Source organism: Novosphingobium sp., from assembly GCF_031424035.1.
Lineage (GTDB): Bacteria > Pseudomonadota > Alphaproteobacteria > Sphingomonadales > Sphingomonadaceae > Novosphingobium.
The window spans coordinates 1-22275 of record NZ_JANPGP010000065.1; the positions used below are offsets into that span (position 1 = coordinate 1).

Here is a 22275-nt window from a genome sequence, read left to right on the forward strand (position 1 = left end):
CCTTGCGAGGACAGCAGGATGGCGATGGCGGCGACCGGCAGCAGCATCGATCCCGCCGCCACGTAACGCGCTTCGAGGTGATCGAGCATTACCCCGCCGAGCAGCCGCCCGATCATCGAGCCCATGCCGATCAGTCCGGCAGCTTTGGCGGCGGCGAGCGGATCGAGGCCTTCCGCGCGCAGGATCGGCACGGCGTTGGTCGTCACTGCCGACACGGCCAGCCCGAAGGCAAAGGCCGCTGCGGCCAGTTTGAGGAACCGCGCCGACAGCAGCTCTGCCACCATTGGCTTCGCATGGACCGAATGCCCCGCGCCGGCGCCACGCTGTTCGTCGCGGGCGAAAAGGAACCAGACCAGCGGGAAAACGATGGCAAAGGAGCCGAGCGCCAGCACCTGATAGGCGGTTCTCCAGCCTTCCTCGGCAATCAGCACCGTCGTCAGTGTCGGCACGAAGGTGGCCGAGACACCGGTGCCGACCAGCGTCACCGCCAGCGCCTTGCCCCGGTTGCGGTCAAAACGCACGTTGACGGCAGTGGTCCACACCGTCGGGAAGATCAGCATCGATGCCACGCCGAGCAGGAAATAGAGCACCAGCCACGAGGTAATCGATGGCCCGGCCAGCGATAGTGCCGCCAAGCACAGGCAGAACGCCGGCACGCCCGTGAGCGCAATCCGCCGCGCGCCCAGACGGTCAATCGCGATGCCAACCAGCGGCGCAAGGATGATGGCCGCCATCGAGGGGAAGAAATGGCCGGCGGTAATCTCTGACCGGGACCAGCCAAATTCACGCTCCAATGGCAGGACCATCGCGCCCAGCGCATAGTTGTGAACCGACACCAGCATCATGCCGGCCAGACAGGCGGGAATATTCCAACCGTGCCGCTTCCATTCGCCCAAGGCCAGCATTTCGCCCGATGCCATGTCATTCCCCGCCCAGATGCACGCGGATCATGCCGCAGCGCTTGCCGCCATCATGGCGGGACGCGCGCAAAGCGAAAGCGCAATCACGCGTCGCCCGCATCGCCTTAGCAATTTTGCAAGGGGCTATGCCGTAAGGGGCAAGCATGACTGGAACTCTCTCCCCTTTTGCCGGATCGGCCACCGCCCCGGCGCTCGTCGGATCGGGCCGTGCCTCGTTCGGCCAGGCTTCTGCAAGCTCCATGGGCATGAAATGGTCCGCGCTGCATGACGCCGCTGGCATCGTCGCCACACTGGCCGGGATCGCTCCCGAGCCAATGACCGCCGAACTGCGCAATTTCCCGGCAGTGATTCGCGATGTCGGAGGATGGCAACGCGATGTGGCCGGGCAGGGCGTCGATGACTTGTCGGCGATCATGGAAACCGGGATCGGTGCCCTGCTTGCAGTCCATGCCCGCGGGATCGACGCAAGCACCGCCGCGCTGAGCCTGTGGCAGGAATTCATGACCGCACGCTCGGCCCTGCTGACGCTGGCGCCGAAAGCCAGGGACATGCGCCGCCCGTTCTGATGCGGCTTGCAAGGTTCCCGGTCTGTTCCTAAACTGGCGGAATGAGCCTGCCTGCCCCTGCCGAATCACTCCTTGAACCGCGCACCTCGCTGGCCGTGGCGCGAGGAATCTGCCGGCTGTTCGCCCGCAACGATATCTGGTGCCTGCCCGAAATGCCGCTGCGATCGAATCGCCGCGCCGACCTTATGGGGATCGACGGCAAAGGCCGGGTGATCATCGTCGAGATAAAGGTCAGCAAGGCCGACCTGCTCGGCGATGGCAAGTGGACCGATTATCTTGACCACTGCGACCGGTTCTACTGGGGCCTGTCGCATCACCTTGATCGCGAATGCATGGAGACCGCCAACTTCCTGCCTGATCGCTGTGGCCTGATCATCGCAGACGGCTATGACGCGGAATTCCTGCGCCCTGCGCCCGATCTCGGGCTTAATGCCGCGCGGCGCAAGGCGGAGATCGAACGGTTGGCCCGGGCCTCGCTGCGGCGGCAGGTTGTCGGTGCCGATCCGCACTGCAACGACTGGGGCTGATCGCCGGTTGGCTGCTCAATAGGCCCGGTCGTGGACGAGCACCCGGATCGTCAAGAAGACAATCCTGACATCGCGCCAGATCGACCAGCCGTTGAGGTATTCGAGATCGGAATGGAGCCGGTCCTGCAGATCCGATTCGTGATCGGTCGCCCCGCGCAGCCCGCGAACTTGCGCCAGACCGGTCAATCCCGGCTTGAGAGCATGGCGCAGCCAATAGCGCGAATCGACTTCCCAGAAGGTTTTATCGCCGGCCAGACTGCCAATTGCATGCGGGCGCGGACCGACGATCGACATGTCGCCCAGCAGCACGTTGAACAGCTGCGGCAATTCATCGAGCGAGGTGCGGCGGATGAACGATCCAATGCGGGTAATCCGCACGTCATCGCGCGCGGTCGAGACAGCGCCCTCGTCATCGAGCTGCGCCACCCGCATCGACCGGAACTTGAGCATCGAGAAAAACGTGTTCGACAGACCCATGCGCTTCTGCACGAAGAGTACTGGACCGCGATCCTCAAGAAAGATGAACAGCGCGACGAGCGCGATCACCGGCGACAGCACAAGGATGCCGAGCCCGGCAACGATGACATCGAACGTCCGCTTGAGCGCCCGTGAACGCAGGCCCAGCGGCCCGACTGAAACCAGCAGCAGGCCATAACCGCCCGCTTGCCGCGCACCGATGGCATCGAGTTCGACAATGGTGTTGTCGATCACTTCACCGGCAACGGCAGTTCCCTTGAAAATGCGCGACCAGGCATGGCGGCGCTCTGGCGGGCAGGACACGACGACGCGGTCGCAGCCGCGCAGCAGGCCGCCGATCCGGTCAAGCGCCACCGGGTCGCTCGAATCAGGGACCAGGCCATAGCGGCACGCGTTGATCCGCGTGGTACCGGGCAGTTCGATGGCCGGACCTTCATCGTCGATGAGCAATTCGTACGTCACCCGGCTGCCGCAGCGCCACGCCACGAAGCCGCGCATCTGGGCACGCAACCAGGGAATCATGGCAGCAGAGAGTGCCACGCCAAGCGTAAAACCGATGCGCGAAAAGTCCTGGCTGGACTTGGTGTAGAAGGCGATGAAGATGACCACGGCCGACGAGATGGCCAGCGCAATCAGCGCCCGCACCGCGCCATAGGAAGCTGTCTGCAGCGACCGCAACGAATAGGAATTGTTGTACAGCGCGATGGTGAGAAACACCGGGATGACAAGCTGGACAAGGATCAGGCCTGATTGGACGCCGGCGGTCCCTTGATAGATCCAGCCGCCAAAGACGAAGGCGGAGACCAGCATGGCAATGTCGCCGAGAAGGATCGCGAGGTAACACTGGAGGCGCCGCCGCTCGAGCCCGGGCCGCGATTCCTCCGGAAGCGTGCGCGAACGCGCGGTCCGAACTGCGCGGCTTTCGGCTGAAATGGCGCTCTCGACATTCACTCTGTTGCGGTCCCTCTGGGTGAACTGATCGGACAGCATGGCTGGTCAATCCTGCAATACGTAATGTGTTATTGCAGCACTATGTTGCACTGCAACAGGGACTTAATTCAAGCCCTCTGTTTAAACTATTTAAGGAGAAATACCGAGTGCCGCTTTGGGGCACCTTTCGGCTCAATTCTTGTGAGCGGCAAAGCGGGCAATTTCCGCCAGTTCCTGCGCCAGCAGCAATTCCGCCGACTGGCTGTTCGCCAGCAGCGCGCGGTGCAGGTTGGCCAAGCGGTCGACCAGCCGCTGCAGCCGCTTGCCGCGCCAACGCATAAGCTGGGCCTGCAAGTCGCGCTCGTCCTTCCAGAAAATGCGGCGCGCCGCCTTTTCCGACTCGATCAGCCCGCGAACGTCACCGCGCGGGCCCAGTTTGGCGGCAAGCTGGGCCAACTGGGCGGCGCGTCGCTCGAACTGCAGCAGAAGTCCGACCGGGCTGATGTTCATTTCGCGGATGCGGCGAAGTTCGCCCGGCAGCTTGGCAACTTCGCCGGCAAGGACCGTGTTGACGATCGGCATCATGCCATCATCACCGGTTGCCGCGCCGATCGCATCGAGCGCGGCGGCATCGGCGGTGCGCGGGCGTTCCTGGGCTGCGTCGAGGAACAGGGCGAGCTTGTTGATTTCGCTTTGCGCCAACCGGGTATCGAGCCCCGAGGCGCGGGCGATCCGATCGGCAATCGCGCCGTCGATCCGCAGCCCGGCGGCGCTGGCCATATCGCGCACCGATCCAGAAACCGACCTCAGGTCAGGTGGCCAGAACATCGCCACCAAGGCATCCTTGCGGTCAGCCAGCAACTTGGCGGTGCGGCCCTTGTCAGTCGCGCCGGTGGCGACGATCAGCACCGGGCAGGCCTCGACCACGCTGGACACATGGATTTCGACCGCCTCGGTCGCCTCGTCGCCCTGCACGCGGACCCAGATGTGGCGCTTGTCACCGAACAGCGAGGTCGAGCGCGCTTCGTCGCCCAGCCGCACCGGATCCTTCTTGAGTTCGGCCCCGGTCATCTCGACGCGTTCGCCAATATCGCCGAGCAGGCCGGCGATGCGGAAGGCGGCGTCCTGCGCTCCGGCTTCGTCAGGGCCGCAGAAAAAGAAGGTGCGCGCCTGTGCCGCCGCCTTGGGGGCGACGGTGTTGAAATCGCGCTGGCTGGCTTTCACTTGCCCGCTGCCGCGCCCTTGCGCAGCTGGAGAGCGATCTGCGTCACCATGCGGCTGGCGACTTCTTCCGCAAGGTTTTCGAGCGCCTTGTTCTCCGCCGCGATGGTCGCATATTCGGAGCTGACGACGTCGATGCCCGCATCCGCCCCGGCAGTCGCGTCCATGACGATTGCGCCTGAGGCAAGGTCAACCAGCTGATAGCGGGCGCGCAGGGTGCGGCGTTCGCGGCCAATGGTATCGTCAGACAGCAGGCCAAGGCCTTCGAGCTTGTCATCCAGCCGCACATCGAGCCGGTAGCGCGCTGCGCCGCCAGTCCCCGCCGCGCCGAGCCGGTCATTGAGCGAATTGCGCATCAGCCAGCCGGCGCGCCCTTCGATTGGCGGAACGTCGATAGCAGCGAGGCCCTGGGCAACCGCGCCGCGGCCACCGCCAGCGTACATCGGCTGCAATCCGCAGCCCGAAAGCGCGCCCGATAACGACAGCGCCGCGCCCAGCACGAGGAATGCCATGCGCGTCATGCGACGAGGTTCACCAGACGGTCGGGCACCACGATCACCTTCTTCACAGCCTTGCCATCAAGCGCACGCTGGACCTTCTCGGATGCGAGCGCAAGCGCCTCGACTTCCTCCTTGGGCAGCCCTTTGGCGACGGTGATGGTATCGCGCAGCTTGCCCAGCACCTGGATGGCGATGGTCACTTCGTCCTCGACCAGCAGCGCCGGATCGACCGTGGGCCAAGGCGCATCGGAGACGAGGCCTTCCCCGCCGATTCCCGCCCATGCCTCTTCGGCGAGGTGCGGCATCATCGGCGCCGTGAGCAGCAGCAGCGTGCGGATAGCGGCGGAACGACTGGCCGAGGGCGCGGCCTTCTCGGTTACGGCGGTCAGCTCGTAAATCCGCGCCACGGCCTTGTTGAAACCGAGCGAGGCAATGTCCTGCGCGGCGGCGTGAACGGTCTGGTGTGTCTTGCGATCAAGGGACTTGTCTTCGCCGGTGGCAGCCGCGTCGTACTGGCCAAACAGCCGCCACAGGCGCTGGACGAAGCGGGCGCAGCCCTCGATACCGGCTTCGGACCACGGCAGGTCGCGTTCCGGCGGCGAGTCCGACAGCATGAACCAGCGGACCGCATCAGCGCCATATTGGGCGATGATGTCGTCCGGATCGACCACGTTCTTCTTGGACTTCGACATCTTGATGACGCGGCCGATCTCGACCGGCGCACCATCTGCCGCAAGCACCGCGCTCTCCCCGCCGCGCTCGACTTCGGCCGGGCTGAAATAGACCGGCTGGCCGTTCGCGGGATCTGTGCGGCTGTACGTCTCGTGCGTCACCATGCCCTGAGTGAACAGGCTGGCGAACGGCTCGGCGAAATCGAGCTTGCCGATATGCGCCAGCGCGCGCGTCCAGAAGCGGGCGTAGAGCAGGTGGAGAATCGCGTGTTCGATCCCGCCGATGTACTGCTCGACTGGCAGCCACTGCTTGACGATCTGAGGGTCGAACGGCTTGTCACCCGGCTGGCTGGCGAACCGCAGGAAGTACCACGAGGAATCGACGAAGGTGTCGAGGGTGTCGGTCTCGCGCGTGGCCGGCGCGCCGCACTTGGGGCAGCCGACATGCTTCCACGTCGGATGACGCAGCAGCGGGTTGCCGGGTACGTCGAAGCTGACGTCTTCGGGCAGGACCACCGGCAGATCCTTCTTCGGCACCGGTACCACGCCGCAGACTTCGCAGTGGATGAAGGGGATCGGCGTGCCCCAGTAACGCTGGCGGCTGACGCCCCAGTCGCGCAGGCGGTACTGGGTCTCGGCCTCGCCCCAGCCGTCATGGACGGCCCTGGCGATCACTGCCGCCTTGGCATCGGTCACGGTCATGCCATCGAGCCATTCGGAATTCACGATGCGGCCCGGGCCGGTATAGGCCTCGTCACCGTCAAAGGACTCGCCGGTTTCATCGCCATCAGCAACGACGCGGCTGACAGGCAGTTCATACTTGCGCGCGAAATCGAGGTCGCGCTGGTCATGCGCCGGGCAGCCGAAGACCGCGCCGGTGCCATAGTCCATCAGCACGAAGTTCGCGACATAGACCGGCAGGTGCCATGACTTCTTGAGCGGATGTTCAACCGAAAGTCCGGTGTTGAAGCCCAGCTTCTCCGCCGTTTCCAGTTCCGCCGCCGTGGTGCCACCGCGCTTGCATTCCGCGATGAACTCGGCAAGCTCGGGTACGGTCCCGGCCATCTGCTGCGCCACCGGATGGTCAGCGGCGATGGCAACGAAGCTCGCGCCGAACATCGTGTCGGGCCGGGTGGTGAACACTTCGATCCCGTCCGCCGAATCGACGAAGTTGAACTTGGCGCGCAGGCCCTGGCTCTTGCCGATCCAGTTCGCCTGCATCGTGCGAACTTTCTCGGGCCAGTTTTCGAGACCGTCGAGACCAGCGAGCAGGTCATCGGCGAACTGGGTGATCTTCAGGAACCACTGGTTGAGCTTGCGCTTTTCGACCAGCGCGCCCGAGCGCCAGCCGCGCCCGTCGATTACCTGTTCGTTGGCCAGCACGGTCATGTCGACCGGGTCCCAGTTGACCGCCGATTCCTTGCGGTAGACGAGGCCAGCCTCATAAAGGTCAAGGAACAGAGCCTGTTCGTGGCCGTAATATTCCGGCTCACAGGTTGCCAGTTCGCGGCTCCAGTCGAGCGCGAAGCCGAGGCGTTTCAGCTGCGCCTTCATGTTGGCGATATTGTCGCGCGTCCAGCCGCCGGGGTGAACGCCCATTTCCATCGCGGCGTTTTCTGCCGGCATGCCGAAGGCATCCCAGCCCATCGGGTGAAGCACTTCGAAGCCCTGCATGCGCTTGGCGCGGGCGAGCACGTCACCCATCGTGTAATTGCGCACGTGGCCGATGTGGATGCGGCCCGAGGGGTAAGGGAACATCTCGAGCACGTAGGAGCGCGGCTTGGCGCTCGCGTCGTCAGCCTTGAAGGTCTGCTGCTCGTCCCAAATGCGTTGCCAGCGCCCGTCGGCGACGGACGGGTCAAACCGCTCGGTCATGTTCTAGCCCCCCTGTCGAGTCGATTTGGGTGGAGGATCAGTTGGCGACGGCAGAGCGCCGCAGGTCACGTGCCCGGGTGAGGATGATGTCCTCAAGCTTCTGAACAGTGGCCGCCTGGACCGGCGCATCGACCCAGTTGCCGGCCTGCGAGATCTGGCGGCTGGTGGCGACGCGCAGGGCATCGGCGCGCAGGTCCTGATCGAGGATTGTGACGGTGACCTTGACGCGTTCACCCGGGTTGCGCGGGTTGGCGTACCAGTCGGTGACAATTACGCCGCCGTTGCTGTCCGTCTGGACCAGCGGCATGAACGACAGCGTATCAAGGCTGGCGCGCCACAGATAGGAATTCACGCCGATCGTGGTGACCTTGCTGGCGGCAAGGTCTGCCTTGGGACGACTGTTCTTGCCGCAGGCGGTTACCGAGAGCGCGAGCATCAGCACGAGGCCGGCCTTTGCCATTACAGTCTTGGTCTTGCGGCTTGAAGCAGTGCCAGTCATCGTAACTCGGTTCCCGTCAAAATGATTGCGCCATGCCATCGGCCTTCCGCGCGTTTCGCCTCTATAACCGCGAGGCCGCGCGCGGCAAGCTTTGATGCGTTGCGCGTCCCACCAAGGCCGCACGCGGCTTGAACCCCAAGTGAACGGGATGCAGGCTCAATTGGCAAAAGCAAGGACTGGCCACCGGCAAATGCGGGTGCCAGCGAATTCGCTTGGATTGCCCGCGAATCAGGCGCAAAATGTCGCTTCGCCTGCCGAGTCCCATTAGGGGCAGGTTCAGGTGGCGGGAGGTAGATCGGCCAAGCCATGATCAGGGCAAGGGATATACAGGCACGCTTTTCGGGGCTTTCCCCGGCAGTGCTGATTGCCAGCGCCGTGGGGCTTCTCGCCCTGCCCAGCGCCGTGCTCGCCTTTTCCAGCAATTACGAACCGCGCAACGTGCCACTGAACGAGCGTGCGGCCATGGGGACGATCATCCCGGCTTCGGTTGATCCGGCATTGGCCCGGCAGATAAGCCTCTCCAGCCTGCCCCAGGGTCAGGTCTTCCGCTTTACGCCCGCTGGCCTTGCCGGCCGGCCTGATCGTTCGATCACCGTTGCCGTCCGCGTCGATGCGACCACGGCCCGCGCGGTCAATGTGCGCGGCCCGCTTGGCGATGCCGGCGGCAAACTCGGCCCGCTCGGCATAGCGCCTACCGCCTACAACCTCGGCGTTTCGCGCGGCTATCAAGGCTTCACCCTGCCCAAGGACGCGCGCCATGGTGAGGACCCGGCCCTGACCAGCTTCTCGCTGAGCGCCGGGGCCAAGGATGCGCCTTCGCGCTTTGCCCCGCGCATCACGCTCGACAACCGCGAGAATGCGGGCCGCGCGCCGCGTACGTTCGGCGGCAATGGCGAGGCACTGGTTGATCTTGGCGGCTCGTACCGCCTTGGCAAAAATCTGAATGTCACCGCCGGCGTGCGCTATTCGCAGGAACGCGACCGGCTGGTGCCGCTCACCGATGGTCGGCAGGACAGCCAGGCTGTCTATGTCGGAACCCAGTTCCGCTTCTGACTTCGGCAAGGCATTTTTCCGCCTATTTCCGCCAATCTCCCGCTTGCCGGAATCTGCCGTCGCGCCTAGCGTAGTTTCAGAGGAATAGCTCCTCATGCACCTAGGGAGTGGGCACCATGGCGAAAGTGGCAATCGTAACCGGCGGAACCCGCGGCATTGGTCAGGCGATCAGTCTGGCATTGAAGGAAATGGGCTTTACCGTGGTTGCCAACTACGCGGGCAACGAATCTGCGGCCGCGAAATTCTCTGCCGAAACCGGTATTGCGACCTCCAAATGGGACGTCGGCGATCATCAGGCCTGCATTGACGGCTGCGCCAAGGTCGAGGCCGAGTTCGGCCCGATTGACGTGGTGGTCAACAATGCCGGCGTCACCCGCGACGGCGTACTGCACAAGATGAGCTTCGAGGATTGGAACGATGTCATGCGCATCAACCTCGGCGGCTGCTTCAACATGGCCAAGGCCACCTTCTCCGGCATGCGCGAGCGCGGCTGGGGCCGGATCGTCAACATCGGCTCGATCAACGGGCAGGCCGGCCAGTACGGCCAGGTGAACTATGCCGCCGCCAAGTCGGGTATCCACGGTTTCACCAAGGCACTGGCCCAGGAAGGCGCCAAGTTCGGCGTCACCGTCAACGCCATCGCGCCGGGCTATATCGATACCGACATGGTCGCCGCCGTGCCGGCCCCGGTGCTCGAAAAGATCGTCGCCAAGATCCCGGTCGGCCGGCTTGGCCAGGCCAGCGAAATCGCCCGCGGCGTGGCTTTTCTGTGCTCGGACAATGCCGGCTTCGTCACCGGCTCGACCATGAGCATCAACGGCGGCCAGCACATGTATTGATCATCGCTGGCGGGCGCAGGTACGGCCGGCAAGGGTGACAGCGGTGGACACACTGGACACAGTCCTGAAGCGAAAGTTCCAGGCCTGTGCCCGCCCTGCGAGAAAGAGGCCGTAGCGGACGATGTCAAGGAACCGTCCCGCCACGCAGGTAGGAAACCTGCCGCTCTCCTGCCGGCACACCCCATGACCTCGCCCTTCCACCCCCCGGTAAAACGCTCGGTCGAGATTGCCGGCCACAAGACCTCGATCAGCCTAGAGCCGCTGTTCTGGGACATGCTCAGACACGCGGCCGAAGCGGAAGGGGTGCCGATCAATGCGCTCGTCGCGCGCATCGATGTCGAGCGCATGTGCGCCGAGGTACCGCCGGGATTGGCCGGGGCCATCCGGCTCTGGCTGGTGGTGAATCTGGGGCTGGCGTCAAACCTGACCGAGCAATAGTCCTGCTGCGGCGGAAACGGCCAGCACTTCAAACACCGACCGCTTGAACCGGAACAGCAGCAGCGCCGCCAGCACCGCGATCAGCCCGGCCCGCCAGTCAAACAACAGCAGGTTTTCATTGCGGAACAGCACGTGCAGCGCGAACCAAACCGCGAGGTTTGCGACCACACCGACCACGGCGGCTGTTATCGCGGCCAGCGCCGCTTGCAGCGAAGGCACGCGCTCCAGCCGGTCCATCCACGGCGCGCAGGCGAAGATCCACATGAAGCAGGGCGCGAAGGTAACCCAGGTGGTCAGCCCCGCGGCGAGCAACGCGGCAACGAACGGTGCCAGCGGCCCGGCATCGCGCCATCCGGCGAGGAAACCGACGAACTGAGTGACCATGATCAGCGGACCGGGCGTGGTTTCGGCCAGGCCCAATCCGTCAGCCATTTCGCCGGGTGAGAGCCAGCCGAACTGCTCGACGCTGGCCTGCGCCATATAGGCCAGCACGGCATAGGCCCCGCCGAACGTGACCACTGCCAGCTTGGAAAAGAACGCGCCGATCTGCCACAACACGTGATCCGTGCCGAGAGTCGCGGCGACAAGCACCATCGGCAGCGCCCAGATCGCCAGCCATGTCGCCACCGTCTTCAGCGTCTGCAAGGCAAGGTGCCGCTTGCCGTGTTCGGGCACGGAACCGGTGTCGACGACGTGGGCATCCAGCCAGTCAGGCTCGATCCGCGCCACCAGCGCGCCGAGCACGCCGGCAAACAGGATCACCAGCGGGAACGGCACGTTGAAGGCGGTAAGCGCGATGAACGAAGCCCCCGCCAGAACCAGCTTGAACTGGGTGCCCAGCGCCCGCTTGCCAACGCGAATCACGGCCTGTGCAACGATCGCCAGCACTGCCGCCTTGATGCCGAGGAACAGCGCGGCAAACCAGGTGAGCCCGGCCGCCATCACATAAAGCAGCGACAGTCCGAACATCACCAGCGCACCCGGAACAACGAACAGCATCCCCGCCGCCAGTCCGCCGCGCACGCCGTGCAGTTTCCAGCCGATCCACGTGGCGAGCTGCTGCGCTTCTGGCCCCGGCAGCAGGTGGCACAGGTTGAGCGCGCGCAGGTAAGCGCCTTCGTCCACCCAACCGCGCTCCTCCACGATCTCTCGGTGCATCAGCGCGATCTGTCCTGCCGGGCCGCCGAACGACAGGCAGCCGATCCGGGCAAAGGTGCGGACGAGGTCATTGAATTCAGGTTTGCTGTCAATCATGCGCGTTCCCATCGGCGCCCCGGCCATAACCAGCCAGCGGGCACCCGATCAAATCCACAACACTTGGGCGGGAACGCCGAAAGCCGAAGGCCCAGCGGGAGGTTGCACTGCCCCGCTTGGCCGGTTTCTAGCCTTGCGGCCCGGGGTTTGACAATAGCCTTGGCCAGCACGCATAGACTTGTCAGGTTCGCCGCCCGCCGCATTACGTCTGGACCCTTAATGACTGGTACTTCCGCCCCTGCCAGCCTTGCCGGCACCAGCATCACCCGCGCTCCGCGCGATGAACCGGAAACGATCCTGTCCGGCATGCACCGCGACGGAGTGGCCTTCATCGATGGCTTGGCCACGCCCGAGCGCATGGCGCGGCTGCTTGCCCAGCTGGCAGAACATTTCCCCGAAACGCTCGGCATCGGGGCCGAGCCCGATGACCACATCGCCGTCGGCGACCAGCGCTTCGCCTTCCCGCTGCCGGTTTCCGCGCCCTTTGATGTCGAGGACCTGCTGTTCGATCCGGCGCTGACCGGCGTGCTCAACACGATCCTTGGCGATACGTGGGTGTTCGAATCAATCGGCGTGGTCATCGCCCGGCCCCATGCCGTTGACCTGCGGGTGCACCGTGATGGGAACTGGCTGTTCGGCGGCACCGGCATCGACAAGATCCTGCCGCCGGTCGCATTGACGGTCGCCTTTCCGCTGATGGATTTTGATGCCGCGATCGGCCGCACCGCCTTCATCCCGCGATCACAGCGCGAGTTCGAAATTCTCAAGGACCCGGACCTGTTCATCAGCGCAGACCAGCCGGCAGGCTCATGCTGCCTCTGGGATTTCCGCATGGTCCACCGCGCCGAGCAGAACACCACCGACCGCGTTCGCGCGATGATCTATGCCACGGTCTGCCGGCCGTTCTTCATCGATTACGAGAACTTCCGGAAGGGCAACAGCAAGGTCGTCGCCTCCCGCGCCTTGCTGGAGCGCATGGACAAGAAGAACCGCAAGCGTCTGGTACGGGCCGAGCTGATCGACTGATCAGGCTTAGGTGAACCGGTTGCTGCTGGGCGGATCGCTCGCTGGGAAGCTCTCGTCGCTCGCTTCGTCGACCTTGCCCCACTTGGGCAGGTCACTGGCCATCGAATCTGGTCCGGCGTTGCGAACAGGCGCGAAACCGGGCGTCGCCTCGCCCCGCGCGAAGGCCGCAGGCCACGCTACCGCGGTGCGCTTGCGCCCCGCCTTGGCCATTTCATAAATTGCGTAACCGGTCGCCGCCGCCATCGCGAGTTTGAACAAGGCCATGTGCCGCTCCTCCTGAAAAAGACTGACAGCCCGAAAAGGCTGTATTGCAGTCAACATCGGAGCGACCGATAAGTTGCGCGGTCGCCGTTATTCCCCGCCGACGCGCTCGATTTGCGCGCCGAGCAGAGCGAGCTTTTCCTCAAGCCGCTCATAACCGCGATCGAGGTGATAGAGCCGGTGGACCTGCGTCTGGCCTTCGGCGGCGAGGCCGGCAATCACCAGGCTCATCGAAGCGCGCAGGTCGGTCGCCATGACTTCGGCGCCGGTCAACTTGCCCACCCCGTGGACCACGGCAGTGCGACCCTTGGTCTCGATATGCGCGCCCATGCGGTTAAGCTCGGGCACGTGCATATAGCGGTTCTCGAAAATCGTCTCGGTCAGCACCGATGACCCTTCGGCAAGGCACAGCATGGCCATGAACTGCGCCTGCATGTCGGTGGCGAAACCGGGATAGGGCGCGGTGGAAAGCGTGATCGCCTTGAGCGGGCCGTCCGCCGCAACGTGGATACCGTCGGGCACCTTCTCGACCGACACGCCGGCATCGCGCAGCGCCTGAACCGTGGCGTCCATTTCCTCGATTACGGCGTGCTTCAGCGTCACTTCGCCGCCGGTGATCGCCGCCGCGCAGGCATAGGAGCCGGCTTCAATGCGGTCCGACATCACACGATAAGTGGCGCCATGGAGCCGGGGAACGCCGTGGATCGTCAGGTCGCTGGTGCCAATGCCCTCGATCTGCGCACCCATGGCGACGAGCAGCTTGCACAGGTCGACAATCTCCGGCTCGCGCGCGGCGTTGTGCAGCGTTGACTTGCCATTGCACAGCACGGCGGTCATCAGCGCGTTCTCGGTCGCGCCGACCGAGACCACCGGGAACGAATAGCGCCCGCCGGGCAGCCCGCCATCGGGGGCGGCCGCTTTGACATAGCCCGCCGCCAGTTCGATATGAGCGCCCAGAGCTTCCAGCACTTTCAGGTGCAGGTCGATCGGGCGGTTGCCGATGGCACAGCCGCCGGGCAGCGACACGGTTGCTTCACCCATGCGCGCCAGCATCGGGCCAAGCACGAGAATCGAGGCGCGCATCTTGCGGACCAGTTCGTAAGGCGCGACCGTGGTGGTGATCCGCGTTGCCTCCAGAGTCATCACCCGGCCGAAATCTTCGGGCCGGCTGCCGGCAATCGTCGTCGAAATGCCGAACTGGTTCATCAGGTGCTGGAACCCGTCAATATCGGCAAGGCGCGGCAGGTTGCGCAGGGTCAACGGCTCGTCCGTCAGCAGCGCGCAAGGCAGCAGCGTGAGCGCGGAATTCTTGGCACCCGAAATAGGCACCGTACCGGAGAGGCGCTTGCCGCCTTCGATGATGATCTTGTCCATAAAAGGCGGTTTAGCTGCAAAAGTGGCGCGGGCAAGTAACAAGGTTGACGCGGCTGCACGGGCCTGCGATTCCTCGGCCCATGCCGTCGCAAAAGCCTATTCGCAAAGCCGTTTTCCCGGTCGCCGGGCTCGGCACTCGCTTCCTCCCCGCGACCAAGGCCATTCCCAAGGAAATGCTGCCGATCATCGACCGGCCACTGATCCAGTACGCCGTCGACGAGGCGCGCGAGGCGGGGATTGATCAACTGATCTTCGTCACTGGCCGGGGCAAGACCGCGATTGTCGAGCATTTCGACATGGCCTTCGAACTTGAAACGACGATGAAGGACCGCGAAAAGACGCTGGAGGTGCTGGAGCCGACGCGCATCCAGCCGGGCAATCTCGTCACCGTGCGCCAGCAAGTGCCGCTCGGGCTGGGCCACGCGTTCTGGTGCGCCCGCGCCATTGTCGGCGATGAGCCCTTCGCCGTGTTCCTTCCTGACGAGCTGATGATCGGCAAGGCGGATGGCACCGGCGGCTGCATGAAGCAGATGGTCGAGGCCTATGACCGGGTTGGCGGCAATATCATCTCGGTGCTCGAAGTGCCCGAGGAAGAGGTGTCGAGCTATGGCGTGATCACCCCGGGCGCGCGCGAAGGCGCGCTGACCGAAGTCAAAGGACTGGTCGAAAAGCCCAGGCGCGAGGATGCGCCGTCAAATCTGATCATCACGGGCCGCTATATCCTCCAGCCCGAAGTCATGCGCGTGCTCGAAAGCCAGCAGACCGGCGCGGGCGGGGAAATCCAGCTGACCGATGCCATGGCGCAGATGATCGGCCAGCAACCGTTCCATGCGGTCACCTTTGATGGCCGCCGGTTCGATTGCGGATCGAAGACCGGCTTTGTCGAGGCAACTCTGGCGCTAGCGCTGGAGCGCGAGGACATGGCGGATGAAGTACGCGCCATCGCGCGGCGGCTGCTGGGCTGCTGATCTTTCGCCCGGCCTGAAACCGAAAAAGCCCCAGATACAGAAAAGGGCGGTTCGCACCGCCCTTTTCCTGGCACCTCTCCCAAAGTACCTGTTCGCTGCCGCGCTTTGCCCGGTCAGCTTATTGTTTCGCGCTAATTGTTATTCGTCGTCGCCGCCCATTGCCGGGGCCGTAGCCGCTGCGGCGAGGGTAGCGGGTTTGAAATCGCCACCCTGCATGTAGGGGATCGGGTTCACGGCAAGGCCGGCAACGCGCACTTCATAGTGCAGGTGCGGGCCGGTGGAGCGGCCGGTCGTACCGACATAGCCGATCAGGTCGCCCTTGTGGACCTTCTGGCCATTGTAAACATTGAGGCGCGACATGTGGCCGTAACGGGTCTGGATGTCGCCGCCATGCTCAAGGCTGACGTACAGGCCATAGCTCGAGAACCATTCGGCCTTGCTGACGATGCCATCGGCCGAAGCGTAGATCGGGGTGCCCGAAGGGGCGGCCAGATCTACGCCCTTGTGAGCGCGGCGGCCGCCGAGGATCGGGTGGTTGCGCATGCCGAAGCTGGACCGCAGCAGGCCCGATTCGAGCGGCATCAGCGACGGGATCGAAACGGTGCCGGGGATGGCGACCTGGGTGGAAATGCCGGTCAGGCCGGGCACGATCGCCGAGCGCTTGGGCTGGGTCGAAGCGGCAAGGGCGCGACCCCCGTCAAGCTTCTGCCAGGAATTAAACAGTGTGCGGAACTCATCGTCGCCCGAACCGTTACCAGACTGCGACTTGGCGGCCTGCGATGCGCGGAGCGGCGCAATGATGTCTGCGTTCGCGCTGGCGTTGGCGAAAGCGGGTACGGCAGCGCCAAGAGAAAGCGCAGCGACCACGAAGCCAGCAATTGAACGAAGCTTGAGAATTGAAGAAACGACCACGTAAAACCCTTTATACCGTCCAACTCGACATACTGCCGAACCAGGCGTGCGACCCGCTGGTTCTTGTTTTTTTGGAGATGGTCGGACCCCCCGCCGTCTCTGTGAGATTGGGCTAGAGGGCCACTCCGGGCAAAGCAACAGCGTGGTACATTTCCCGCGATAGACCGCACGCGAGACGCGCCGAGTCGTTGAACGGTGGCTTAATGGCCCCAGTGAAGTGGCGGATTACCAACATTTTCCACAGGTCTTCCATCGCTTCACCGCGCGCCAAAGCGACTGCGGTGAAATGCTTTGTGCCGATTCGGACATGCACGATTTCATCGTCAAGGATTCGTTCGAGGATGCGCACGCCGGCCCCGTCGCCCGCTTGGCGCACCCGCTCGATGGTCGGCGGCGTCACGTCGAGCCCGCGCGCTTCGAGCACCATCGGCACGACCGCCAGCCGCGCCGCGACATCGTGCCGCGTGAGGTGCGCTGCTTCCCACAAGCCGTCATGCGCCGGCAGATCGCCATAGGCGGCGCCCATACTCGCAAGGTGCCGCTGGAGTATGGCGAAATGCATCGCCTCGTCCGCCGCGATCTTGAGAAAATCGCTGACGAAGTCCGGCCCCATCTCCCCGCCGAATCGTCCCGCCATGTCGAGTGCGAGATCGATGGCGACGAATTCGATGTGCGCCAGCGCATGCCAAAGCGCGATTCGCCCGCGCAGTGATCCGCCTTTGCCGCGCTTGGGCATGCGTCCGGGCGCGAGCAATTCGGGTCGTTCAGGCCGCGCCGGGCGATCGGGCATCGCGCAATCGAACGCGAAGTCCAGTCGCCCGAGCCGCCAGTCACGCGCCACCCCGCGCGCAGCCATCAACTTGGCGCGCGGATCGCCCGCCAGCAGCGCAGCCCGGATCGCGGCAGCAAGCGAGGTCAAAGCGCTTTCGCCGCCTCCAGCACTTCGGCGGCGTGGCCCTTGACCTTCACTTTGCCCCACACCCGCGCGATGCGCCCTTCGGCGTCCAGCAGGTAAGTGGTCCGGACCATGCCCATATAGGTGCGGCCGTAATTGACCTTCTCTGTCCACACACCCAGCGCGTCTGACAGGCCGCCTTCGGCCGCATCGCTGGCGAGCGGGGCCTTGAGGCCGTACTTGGCGATGAACTTCGCATGGCGCGCCGGGCTGTCCTTGCTGACGCCGAGCAGGGCCACGCCGGCAGCCGCGAAATCGTCCGCCAGCGCGGTGAAGTCCTGATTTTCGACCGTGCAGCCGGGGGTATCGTCCTTGGGGTAGAAGAACACGACTGCCTTCTTGCCCTTAAGGTCGGAGGCGCGAACCTCGCCGCCTTCGGGGGTGGTCAGGGCTACGTCGGGCATCAGATCGCCCACGCCGGGTTTTTCGCTCATAGGGTATCCAGCTCCAGTTGCTCGCCGAAAGTTTTCGCCCAGGCCTGCGCCACAACACGGCGGGCCTGCGTGAAATCATCGATCACGCATTGCCAATCGTCGCAATGGCACGCGCTGGCAAGCGCCGCGCGCGGACCCGGCGGCGGCACTTGCGAATCGGGCGCAAGCAGCCGCGCGGCAACAAGCAGCCGCGTCATGGCGTCATGCGCGGCGCGCAGCTCCACGGGCACGAGGCCTTTTGCCGCCAGCGCATCAATCGCATCGGGCAGCGAGGGCGTGAGGCCGACATGGTCGCGCAGTTGCTGGAAGTGGACGAGGAATTCGACATCGACCAGCCCGCCGCGCGCCAGCTTGGCATCGAGCGGGCCTTTTGCGGGCTTGTGCCGCGCCATCTCGGCGCGCATCGCCAGTACATCGGTGCGCAGCTTGGCGGCATCGCGCGGCGCGGTGAGCACTTCGCTGACGATTGCGCTCAGCGCCGCCCGCGCCTGCGCCGGGCCGAAGATCGTCCGCGCGCGGGTGAGCGCCATGTGTTCCCAGGTCCACGCGCTCTCCTTCTGGTAGCGTGCAAACGAATCGAGGCTCACCGCCAGTGGCCCCTGCGCACCCGATGGCCGCAGCCGCGTATCGACCTCGTAAAGCGCACCTTCCGCCGTCGGGACGGACATCGCCGCACCGATACGCTGAGCGAGCCGGTTGAAATACATCGTCGCGCCCAGCGGCCGATCGCCATCCGATTCGCCGCCCGTCTCACCGGTGAAGCAATAGACCAGATCAAGGTCAGAAGCATGGGTCAGCGCCCCGCCGCCCAGCCTCCCGAGCCCGAGAATGACAAGATCGCAACCGGCAATTCGACCGTGTACCTTCTCGAATTCGGCGACGGTTGCGCTGGCCAGCACCGCCAGCGCGGCTTCGGCGACGCGCGCATAGGCCTGCGCCACGGCGACCGGATCGGTCATCGCGTCGACCAGTTGCACGCCCAGCGCGAAGCGCTTCTCGCCCACCTTGCGGCGCACCCGGCCGAGCAGGCGCTCGTAATCGTCGTCCGCCTCACCCTCGGCCATCTCGGCAGCGATCGCGCCAACCTCGCCGGGGAGCGCAAAGGCCGTGGCGTCAATCAACGGATCGAGCAGGTCGGCGCGCAGGGCCAGCGCCTCGGCCAGCGGCGGCGCGAGGCCCAGCACCTTGGCGAGCAGTTCGAGCAAGGCGGGCCGCGCTTCGAGCAGGTGGAACAGGTTGATCGCCGATGGCAGGCGGGTGAGCAATTCCTCCCAGCGCAGGAAGGCGCGGCGCGGATCGGGCGACTGGGCCAGCGCGCTCAGCAACGCCGGCTGGATTGCATCGAAAGCCGCGCGAGCCGCCTCGCTGCGCAGCGCGCGCACCTTGCCGCTGCGCCACGCCTCAACCCGGGCCGCAAGATCGTCCGCATCCTCGAAACCCAGGCCGTCGAGTTCGGCAGCGAGCCTTTCCCCGCCCAGCGCCGGCACGGCCGGCGCGCGGTGGCCTTCGTGCCCCGGCACCCCGGCATGAGCGAGGATGAGCATATCATAGCGCTTGCCGACCATGTCAGTGATCGCCGCGATTTCGTCCACCAGCGCGCTGCCACTGGCGAGCCCTTCAAGCTGGGCGACCCGATCAAGCGCGGCAGGATCGGTCGGCAGCGAATGGGTTTGCTGGTCGAGCACCATCTGCAACCGGTGTTCGAGCGTGCGCAGCCGTTCATAGCTTTCGCCCAGCATCCGCGCATCTTCGCCCGCGATGATCCCGGCTTCGGCAAGGGCATCGAGCGAGGCGCGCGTTCCCCGCAGCCGCAGCGCCGGGTTGCGCCCGCCGTGGATCAGCTGGTGCGTCTGGGCATAGAATTCGATCTCGCGAATGCCGCCGCGCCCTTTCTTGAGGTCAAAGCCCGGCCCCACCGAACCTGCCCCCTTGTGACTGGCGCGGATCCGCCCGGTCAGCCGGCCAATCTCGGCTATGGCCCCGAAGTCGAGGCTCTTGCGCCAGACGAAAGGCCGGATGGCGGCAAGGAACTGCTGGCCAGCATCGATATCCCCGGCGCAGGCGCGCGCACGGATGAAAGCGGCGCGCTCCCACGCCAGCGCCGAGCTTTCGTAATGGCTGAGCGCGGCGTCGATGGGGATCGCCAGTGGGCTGACTTCGGAGGCCGGGCGCAGTCGCAGGTCGACGCGAAACACGTAACCGCCCGCATCGATGTGGCTCATCGTGCGGACCAGACCCTGCGCCACGCGCTGCGCCGCCTCGCCCGGTTCGTCGCGGGTCCGGCGGGGCAGGGTTTCAGGATCATAGAGCAGGATGGGATCGATGTCGGAGGAGTAGTTCAACTCCTGCGCGCCGTGCTTGCCGAGCGCCAAGGCTAACATGCCCGCAGGCTGGGCATCGGGGACGCGCGCCAGAATCGCATCGGCAATCGCCGCGTCCATCGCCCGGTCGGCAAAGTCCGACAGCTCGGTAACGACGCGGGTGAGATCAAAGGCGCCCGCAAGATCACCAATTGCCAGCGCCAGCGCGAGGGCGCGCTTTTCCCGGCGCAGCTTTACGCCGACGTCGCCCGGGGCCTCGCCATAGCTGCGTGCCAAAGCCATCGCCTCTTCGCCGCGCCCTTCGGCCAGCAGTGCGGCAATGTCCACCTCACGTTCGAGCAAGCCTGAGAGATAGGGCGCGCAGGCCTGCGCCCGCGTGATTGCTCCCTGCCAGTCCGCTTCTCGTGCCATGGCCTTGCCCTGCCCTGTACCTGCCCCGCAATCAAGCGGGCAGTCCTTCAAGACACATGGGGGGCGCCCGGCCATGCGCAGGATCAAACTTGCGGCCCCCCGCGACCTTTGCCACAACCGCGCCAGCACCGGCCGCCCCCAAGGGCAAGGCCCCCCGTTCGAAAGGTCGCCGATGAAATCCTCCATCCGTCTCGCCGGTATCACCGCGCTTGGCCTTGCGCTGGCCTCCGCCGCGCCCGCCGCGCCGAAGAAGGCCGAACCGCCGCAAGTCGACGTCAAGCTCATGCGCGCGATGATCCAGCGCCTCGCCTCTGACGAGCTGGAAGGCCGCGCGCCTTCGTCTGCCGCCGAACCCAAGGTACTCAACACCATCATCGCCCAGTTCAAGGCGGCGGGCCTGAAGCCCGGCAACAAGGGATCATGGCTGCAAGCCGTGCCGACCGTGGAGATTACCGCCACCAACAATTCCGCGCTTACTGTGACCGGCGCCGCGGCCCCGCTCTCGTTCAAATTCGGCAGCGACTATGTCGCGGCCAGCTACCGCGTGACGCCAAGGACCGAGATCAAGGACGCCGAACTGGTCTTCGTCGGCTATGGCATCAACGCCCCCGAACTCGGCTGGAACGACTATGCCGGGCTCGACATGAAGGGGAAGATCGCAGTCATCCTGATCAACGATCCCGACTATGCAATGGAAACGCAGGACGGCCCGTTCAAGGGCCGCCGCATGACCTATTACGGCCGCTGGACCTACAAGTACGAGGAAGCCGCCCGGCAGGGCGCGGCGGGCGCGCTGATCGTGCATGACACCTTCCCCGCTGCCTATGGCTGGAACGTCGTCAATTCGAGCTGGACCGGCGCGCAGTATTATGTCCAGAGCGCCAACAACGGTGCGAACAACACGCTCGCCAACGGCTGGATTCAGAAGCCGGTGGCCGAGGCGATCCTTGGCGCGGCGGGGCAGAACCTTGGCGCGCTGTCTGAGGCGGCGAAGCAGAAGGGCTTCAAGCCGGTGCCGCTGGGGCTGGAGGCCAGCCTTTCATTCGACAACGCGGTCCGCAAATCGATGTCGCACAACGTCATCGGCATTCTTCCCGGCAAGCAGGCCCCGAATGAGTACGTGCTCTATTCCGCGCACTGGGACCACCTTGGCCGCTGCACCCCCGATGCGCGCGGCGACGACATCTGCAATGGCGCGGCTGACAATGCCACCGGCGTCGCCGCGCTCGCCGCCATTGCCAAGGCCAGCGTGGCTGCTGGGCCAGCACGCCGCAGCCAGGTGTTCCTTGCCGTCACGCTTGAGGAATCAGGCCTGCTCGGTTCGAAGTTCTATGCCGAGAACCCGATCTATCCGCTCAAGGCAACGGTCGGCGGGGTCAACATGGACAACCTGCCCCCCATCGGCCGCGCCCGCGACTATGCCATGTCGGGCGGCGACAAGAGCGAGCTGACCGCGCTGTTCCGCAAGGCCTTGGCCGCGCGGGGCCTCAAGGAAAGCCCGGAGGACCATCCGGAGCACGGCTATTACTATCGCTCGGACCACTTCCCTTTCGCCAAGCTGGGCGTGCCGATGTACTACGTGAAGCGCGGCAATGACCTGGTGAATGGCGGCGCAGCAGCGGGTGCGGCGGCGAGTGAGGACTACCGCAAGAACCGCTACCACCAGCCGAGCGACGAATATTCGAGCAAGTGGGACTTCACCGGTATCGTGCAGGACGTCGAGCTCTACATGGCGCTGGGCCGCGACCTCGCCATGGGCAAGACCTGGCCCAACTGGTACGCCACCGACGAATTCCGCGCCGTCCGCGACCAGAGCCGCGCCGGACTGAAAGGCAAGTAACCG

The 22275-nt window shown here is 65.0% G+C and carries 21 protein-coding genes; 8 read left to right on the plus strand and 13 right to left on the minus strand.

Annotation, left to right across the window (positions count from 1 at the left end; all coding sequences use genetic code 11):
* Positions 1 to 920: MFS transporter (locus tag RMO89_RS09770; protein WP_310532814.1), on the minus strand; the 920-nt coding region annotated here is incomplete at its 3' end.
* Positions 921 to 1063: 143 nt separating this feature from the next.
* Between RMO89_RS09770 and RMO89_RS09775 the strand changes: the two genes are divergently transcribed.
* Complete coding sequence (locus RMO89_RS09775; protein WP_310532815.1) at positions 1064 to 1486, plus strand: hypothetical protein; 423 nt, start codon at positions 1064 to 1066, stop codon at positions 1484 to 1486.
* Positions 1487 to 1527: 41 nt separating this feature from the next.
* Positions 1528 to 2013 (plus strand): MmcB family DNA repair protein, encoded by a 486-nt coding sequence (locus RMO89_RS09780; RefSeq protein WP_310532816.1) that lies wholly within the window; start codon positions 1528 to 1530, stop codon positions 2011 to 2013.
* 15 nt (positions 2014 to 2028) lie between these two features.
* Here the strand turns inward: RMO89_RS09780 and RMO89_RS09785 are convergent, their stop codons facing one another.
* The 5 genes from RMO89_RS09785 to RMO89_RS09805 form a co-directional block, all read right to left on the minus strand.
* The gene (locus RMO89_RS09785; RefSeq protein ID WP_310532818.1) at positions 2029 to 3480 is read right to left on the minus strand and encodes a sugar transferase; all 1452 of its coding nucleotides are present in this window, start codon (positions 3478 to 3480) and stop codon (positions 2029 to 2031) included.
* 132 nt (positions 3481 to 3612) lie between these two features.
* A complete protein-coding gene (gene holA, locus RMO89_RS09790; protein ID WP_310532820.1) occupies positions 3613 to 4644 on the minus strand; it encodes a DNA polymerase III subunit delta in 1032 nt (343 codons plus the stop codon).
* Positions 4641 to 5162 carry an LPS assembly lipoprotein LptE gene (gene lptE, locus RMO89_RS09795; RefSeq protein WP_409035535.1) on the minus strand — a complete coding sequence of 174 codons (522 nt, stop codon included), beginning with the start codon at positions 5160 to 5162 and terminating at the stop codon, positions 4641 to 4643. Before lptE ends, holA begins: the two co-directional genes overlap by 4 nt.
* Positions 5159 to 7687 carry a leucine--tRNA ligase gene (leuS, locus tag RMO89_RS09800; protein WP_310532821.1) on the minus strand — a complete coding sequence of 843 codons (2529 nt, stop codon included), beginning with the start codon at positions 7685 to 7687 and terminating at the stop codon, positions 5159 to 5161. Before leuS ends, lptE begins: the two co-directional genes overlap by 4 nt.
* Positions 7688 to 7724: 37 nt before the next feature.
* Positions 7725 to 8147, minus strand: a complete 423-nt coding sequence (locus RMO89_RS09805; protein ID WP_409035536.1) for a DUF3576 domain-containing protein — start codon at positions 8145 to 8147, stop codon at positions 7725 to 7727.
* 345 nt (positions 8148 to 8492) lie between these two features.
* Between RMO89_RS09805 and RMO89_RS09810 the strand changes: the two genes are divergently transcribed.
* From RMO89_RS09810 to RMO89_RS09820, 3 genes are all read left to right on the plus strand, one after another.
* Entirely contained in the window at positions 8493 to 9239 is a 747-nt protein-coding gene (locus RMO89_RS09810) for a hypothetical protein (RefSeq protein WP_310532824.1), read from the plus strand.
* Positions 9240 to 9355: 116 nt separating this feature from the next.
* Positions 9356 to 10078 (plus strand): acetoacetyl-CoA reductase, encoded by a 723-nt coding sequence (gene phbB / locus RMO89_RS09815; protein WP_310532825.1) that lies wholly within the window; start codon positions 9356 to 9358, stop codon positions 10076 to 10078.
* Between the two features lie 183 nt (positions 10079 to 10261).
* Positions 10262 to 10516 (plus strand): ribbon-helix-helix domain-containing protein, encoded by a 255-nt coding sequence (locus RMO89_RS09820; protein ID WP_310532827.1) that lies wholly within the window; start codon positions 10262 to 10264, stop codon positions 10514 to 10516.
* Here RMO89_RS09820 and chrA read toward each other — a convergent pair.
* Positions 10496 to 11770 carry a chromate efflux transporter gene (chrA, locus tag RMO89_RS09825; protein ID WP_310532828.1) on the minus strand — a complete coding sequence of 425 codons (1275 nt, stop codon included), beginning with the start codon at positions 11768 to 11770 and terminating at the stop codon, positions 10496 to 10498. The genes RMO89_RS09820 and chrA overlap by 21 nt on opposite strands.
* Positions 11771 to 11989: 219 nt before the next feature.
* Here chrA and RMO89_RS09830 point away from each other — a divergent pair, with 219 nt between their 5' ends.
* The gene (locus tag RMO89_RS09830; protein ID WP_310532829.1) at positions 11990 to 12796 is read left to right on the plus strand and encodes a phytanoyl-CoA dioxygenase family protein; all 807 of its coding nucleotides are present in this window, start codon (positions 11990 to 11992) and stop codon (positions 12794 to 12796) included.
* Between the two features lie 6 nt (positions 12797 to 12802).
* Here RMO89_RS09830 and RMO89_RS09835 read toward each other — a convergent pair whose 3' ends face one another.
* Together RMO89_RS09835 and murA are read right to left on the minus strand one after the other, a co-directional pair.
* Entirely contained in the window at positions 12803 to 13060 is a 258-nt protein-coding gene (locus tag RMO89_RS09835) for a hypothetical protein (RefSeq protein WP_310532830.1), read from the minus strand.
* An 87-nt stretch (positions 13061 to 13147) separates the two neighbouring features.
* Complete coding sequence (gene murA / locus RMO89_RS09840; protein ID WP_310532831.1) at positions 13148 to 14431, minus strand: UDP-N-acetylglucosamine 1-carboxyvinyltransferase; 1284 nt, start codon at positions 14429 to 14431, stop codon at positions 13148 to 13150.
* Between the two features lie 80 nt (positions 14432 to 14511).
* On the opposite strand from murA, the gene galU reads away from it, so the two are divergent.
* Positions 14512 to 15399 (plus strand): UTP--glucose-1-phosphate uridylyltransferase GalU, encoded by an 888-nt coding sequence (gene galU, locus RMO89_RS09845; RefSeq protein ID WP_310532832.1) that lies wholly within the window; start codon positions 14512 to 14514, stop codon positions 15397 to 15399.
* Between the two features lie 138 nt (positions 15400 to 15537).
* Here the strand turns inward: galU and RMO89_RS09850 are convergent, their stop codons facing one another.
* The 4 genes from RMO89_RS09850 to RMO89_RS09865 form a co-directional block, all read right to left on the minus strand.
* Positions 15538 to 16311, minus strand: a complete 774-nt coding sequence (locus RMO89_RS09850) for a M23 family metallopeptidase (protein WP_310532833.1) — start codon at positions 16309 to 16311, stop codon at positions 15538 to 15540.
* Positions 16312 to 16423: 112 nt separating this feature from the next.
* Positions 16424 to 17230, minus strand: a complete 807-nt coding sequence (locus RMO89_RS09855; protein WP_310532834.1) for a ferritin-like domain-containing protein — start codon at positions 17228 to 17230, stop codon at positions 16424 to 16426.
* On the minus strand, positions 17227 to 17700 hold the full coding sequence (locus RMO89_RS09860) for a peroxiredoxin (protein ID WP_310532835.1): 474 nt from the start codon (positions 17698 to 17700) through the stop codon (positions 17227 to 17229). Before RMO89_RS09860 ends, RMO89_RS09855 begins: the two co-directional genes overlap by 4 nt.
* Positions 17697 to 20432 (minus strand): bifunctional [glutamine synthetase] adenylyltransferase/[glutamine synthetase]-adenylyl-L-tyrosine phosphorylase, encoded by a 2736-nt coding sequence (locus RMO89_RS09865; protein ID WP_310532836.1) that lies wholly within the window; start codon positions 20430 to 20432, stop codon positions 17697 to 17699. The genes RMO89_RS09860 and RMO89_RS09865 overlap by 4 nt, the downstream gene beginning before the upstream one ends.
* Positions 20433 to 20604: 172 nt before the next feature.
* Here RMO89_RS09865 and RMO89_RS09870 point away from each other — a divergent pair, with 172 nt between their 5' ends.
* A complete protein-coding gene (locus RMO89_RS09870) occupies positions 20605 to 22272 on the plus strand; it encodes a M28 family metallopeptidase (RefSeq protein WP_310532837.1) in 1668 nt (555 codons plus the stop codon).
* Positions 22273 to 22275 lie beyond the last annotated feature (3 nt).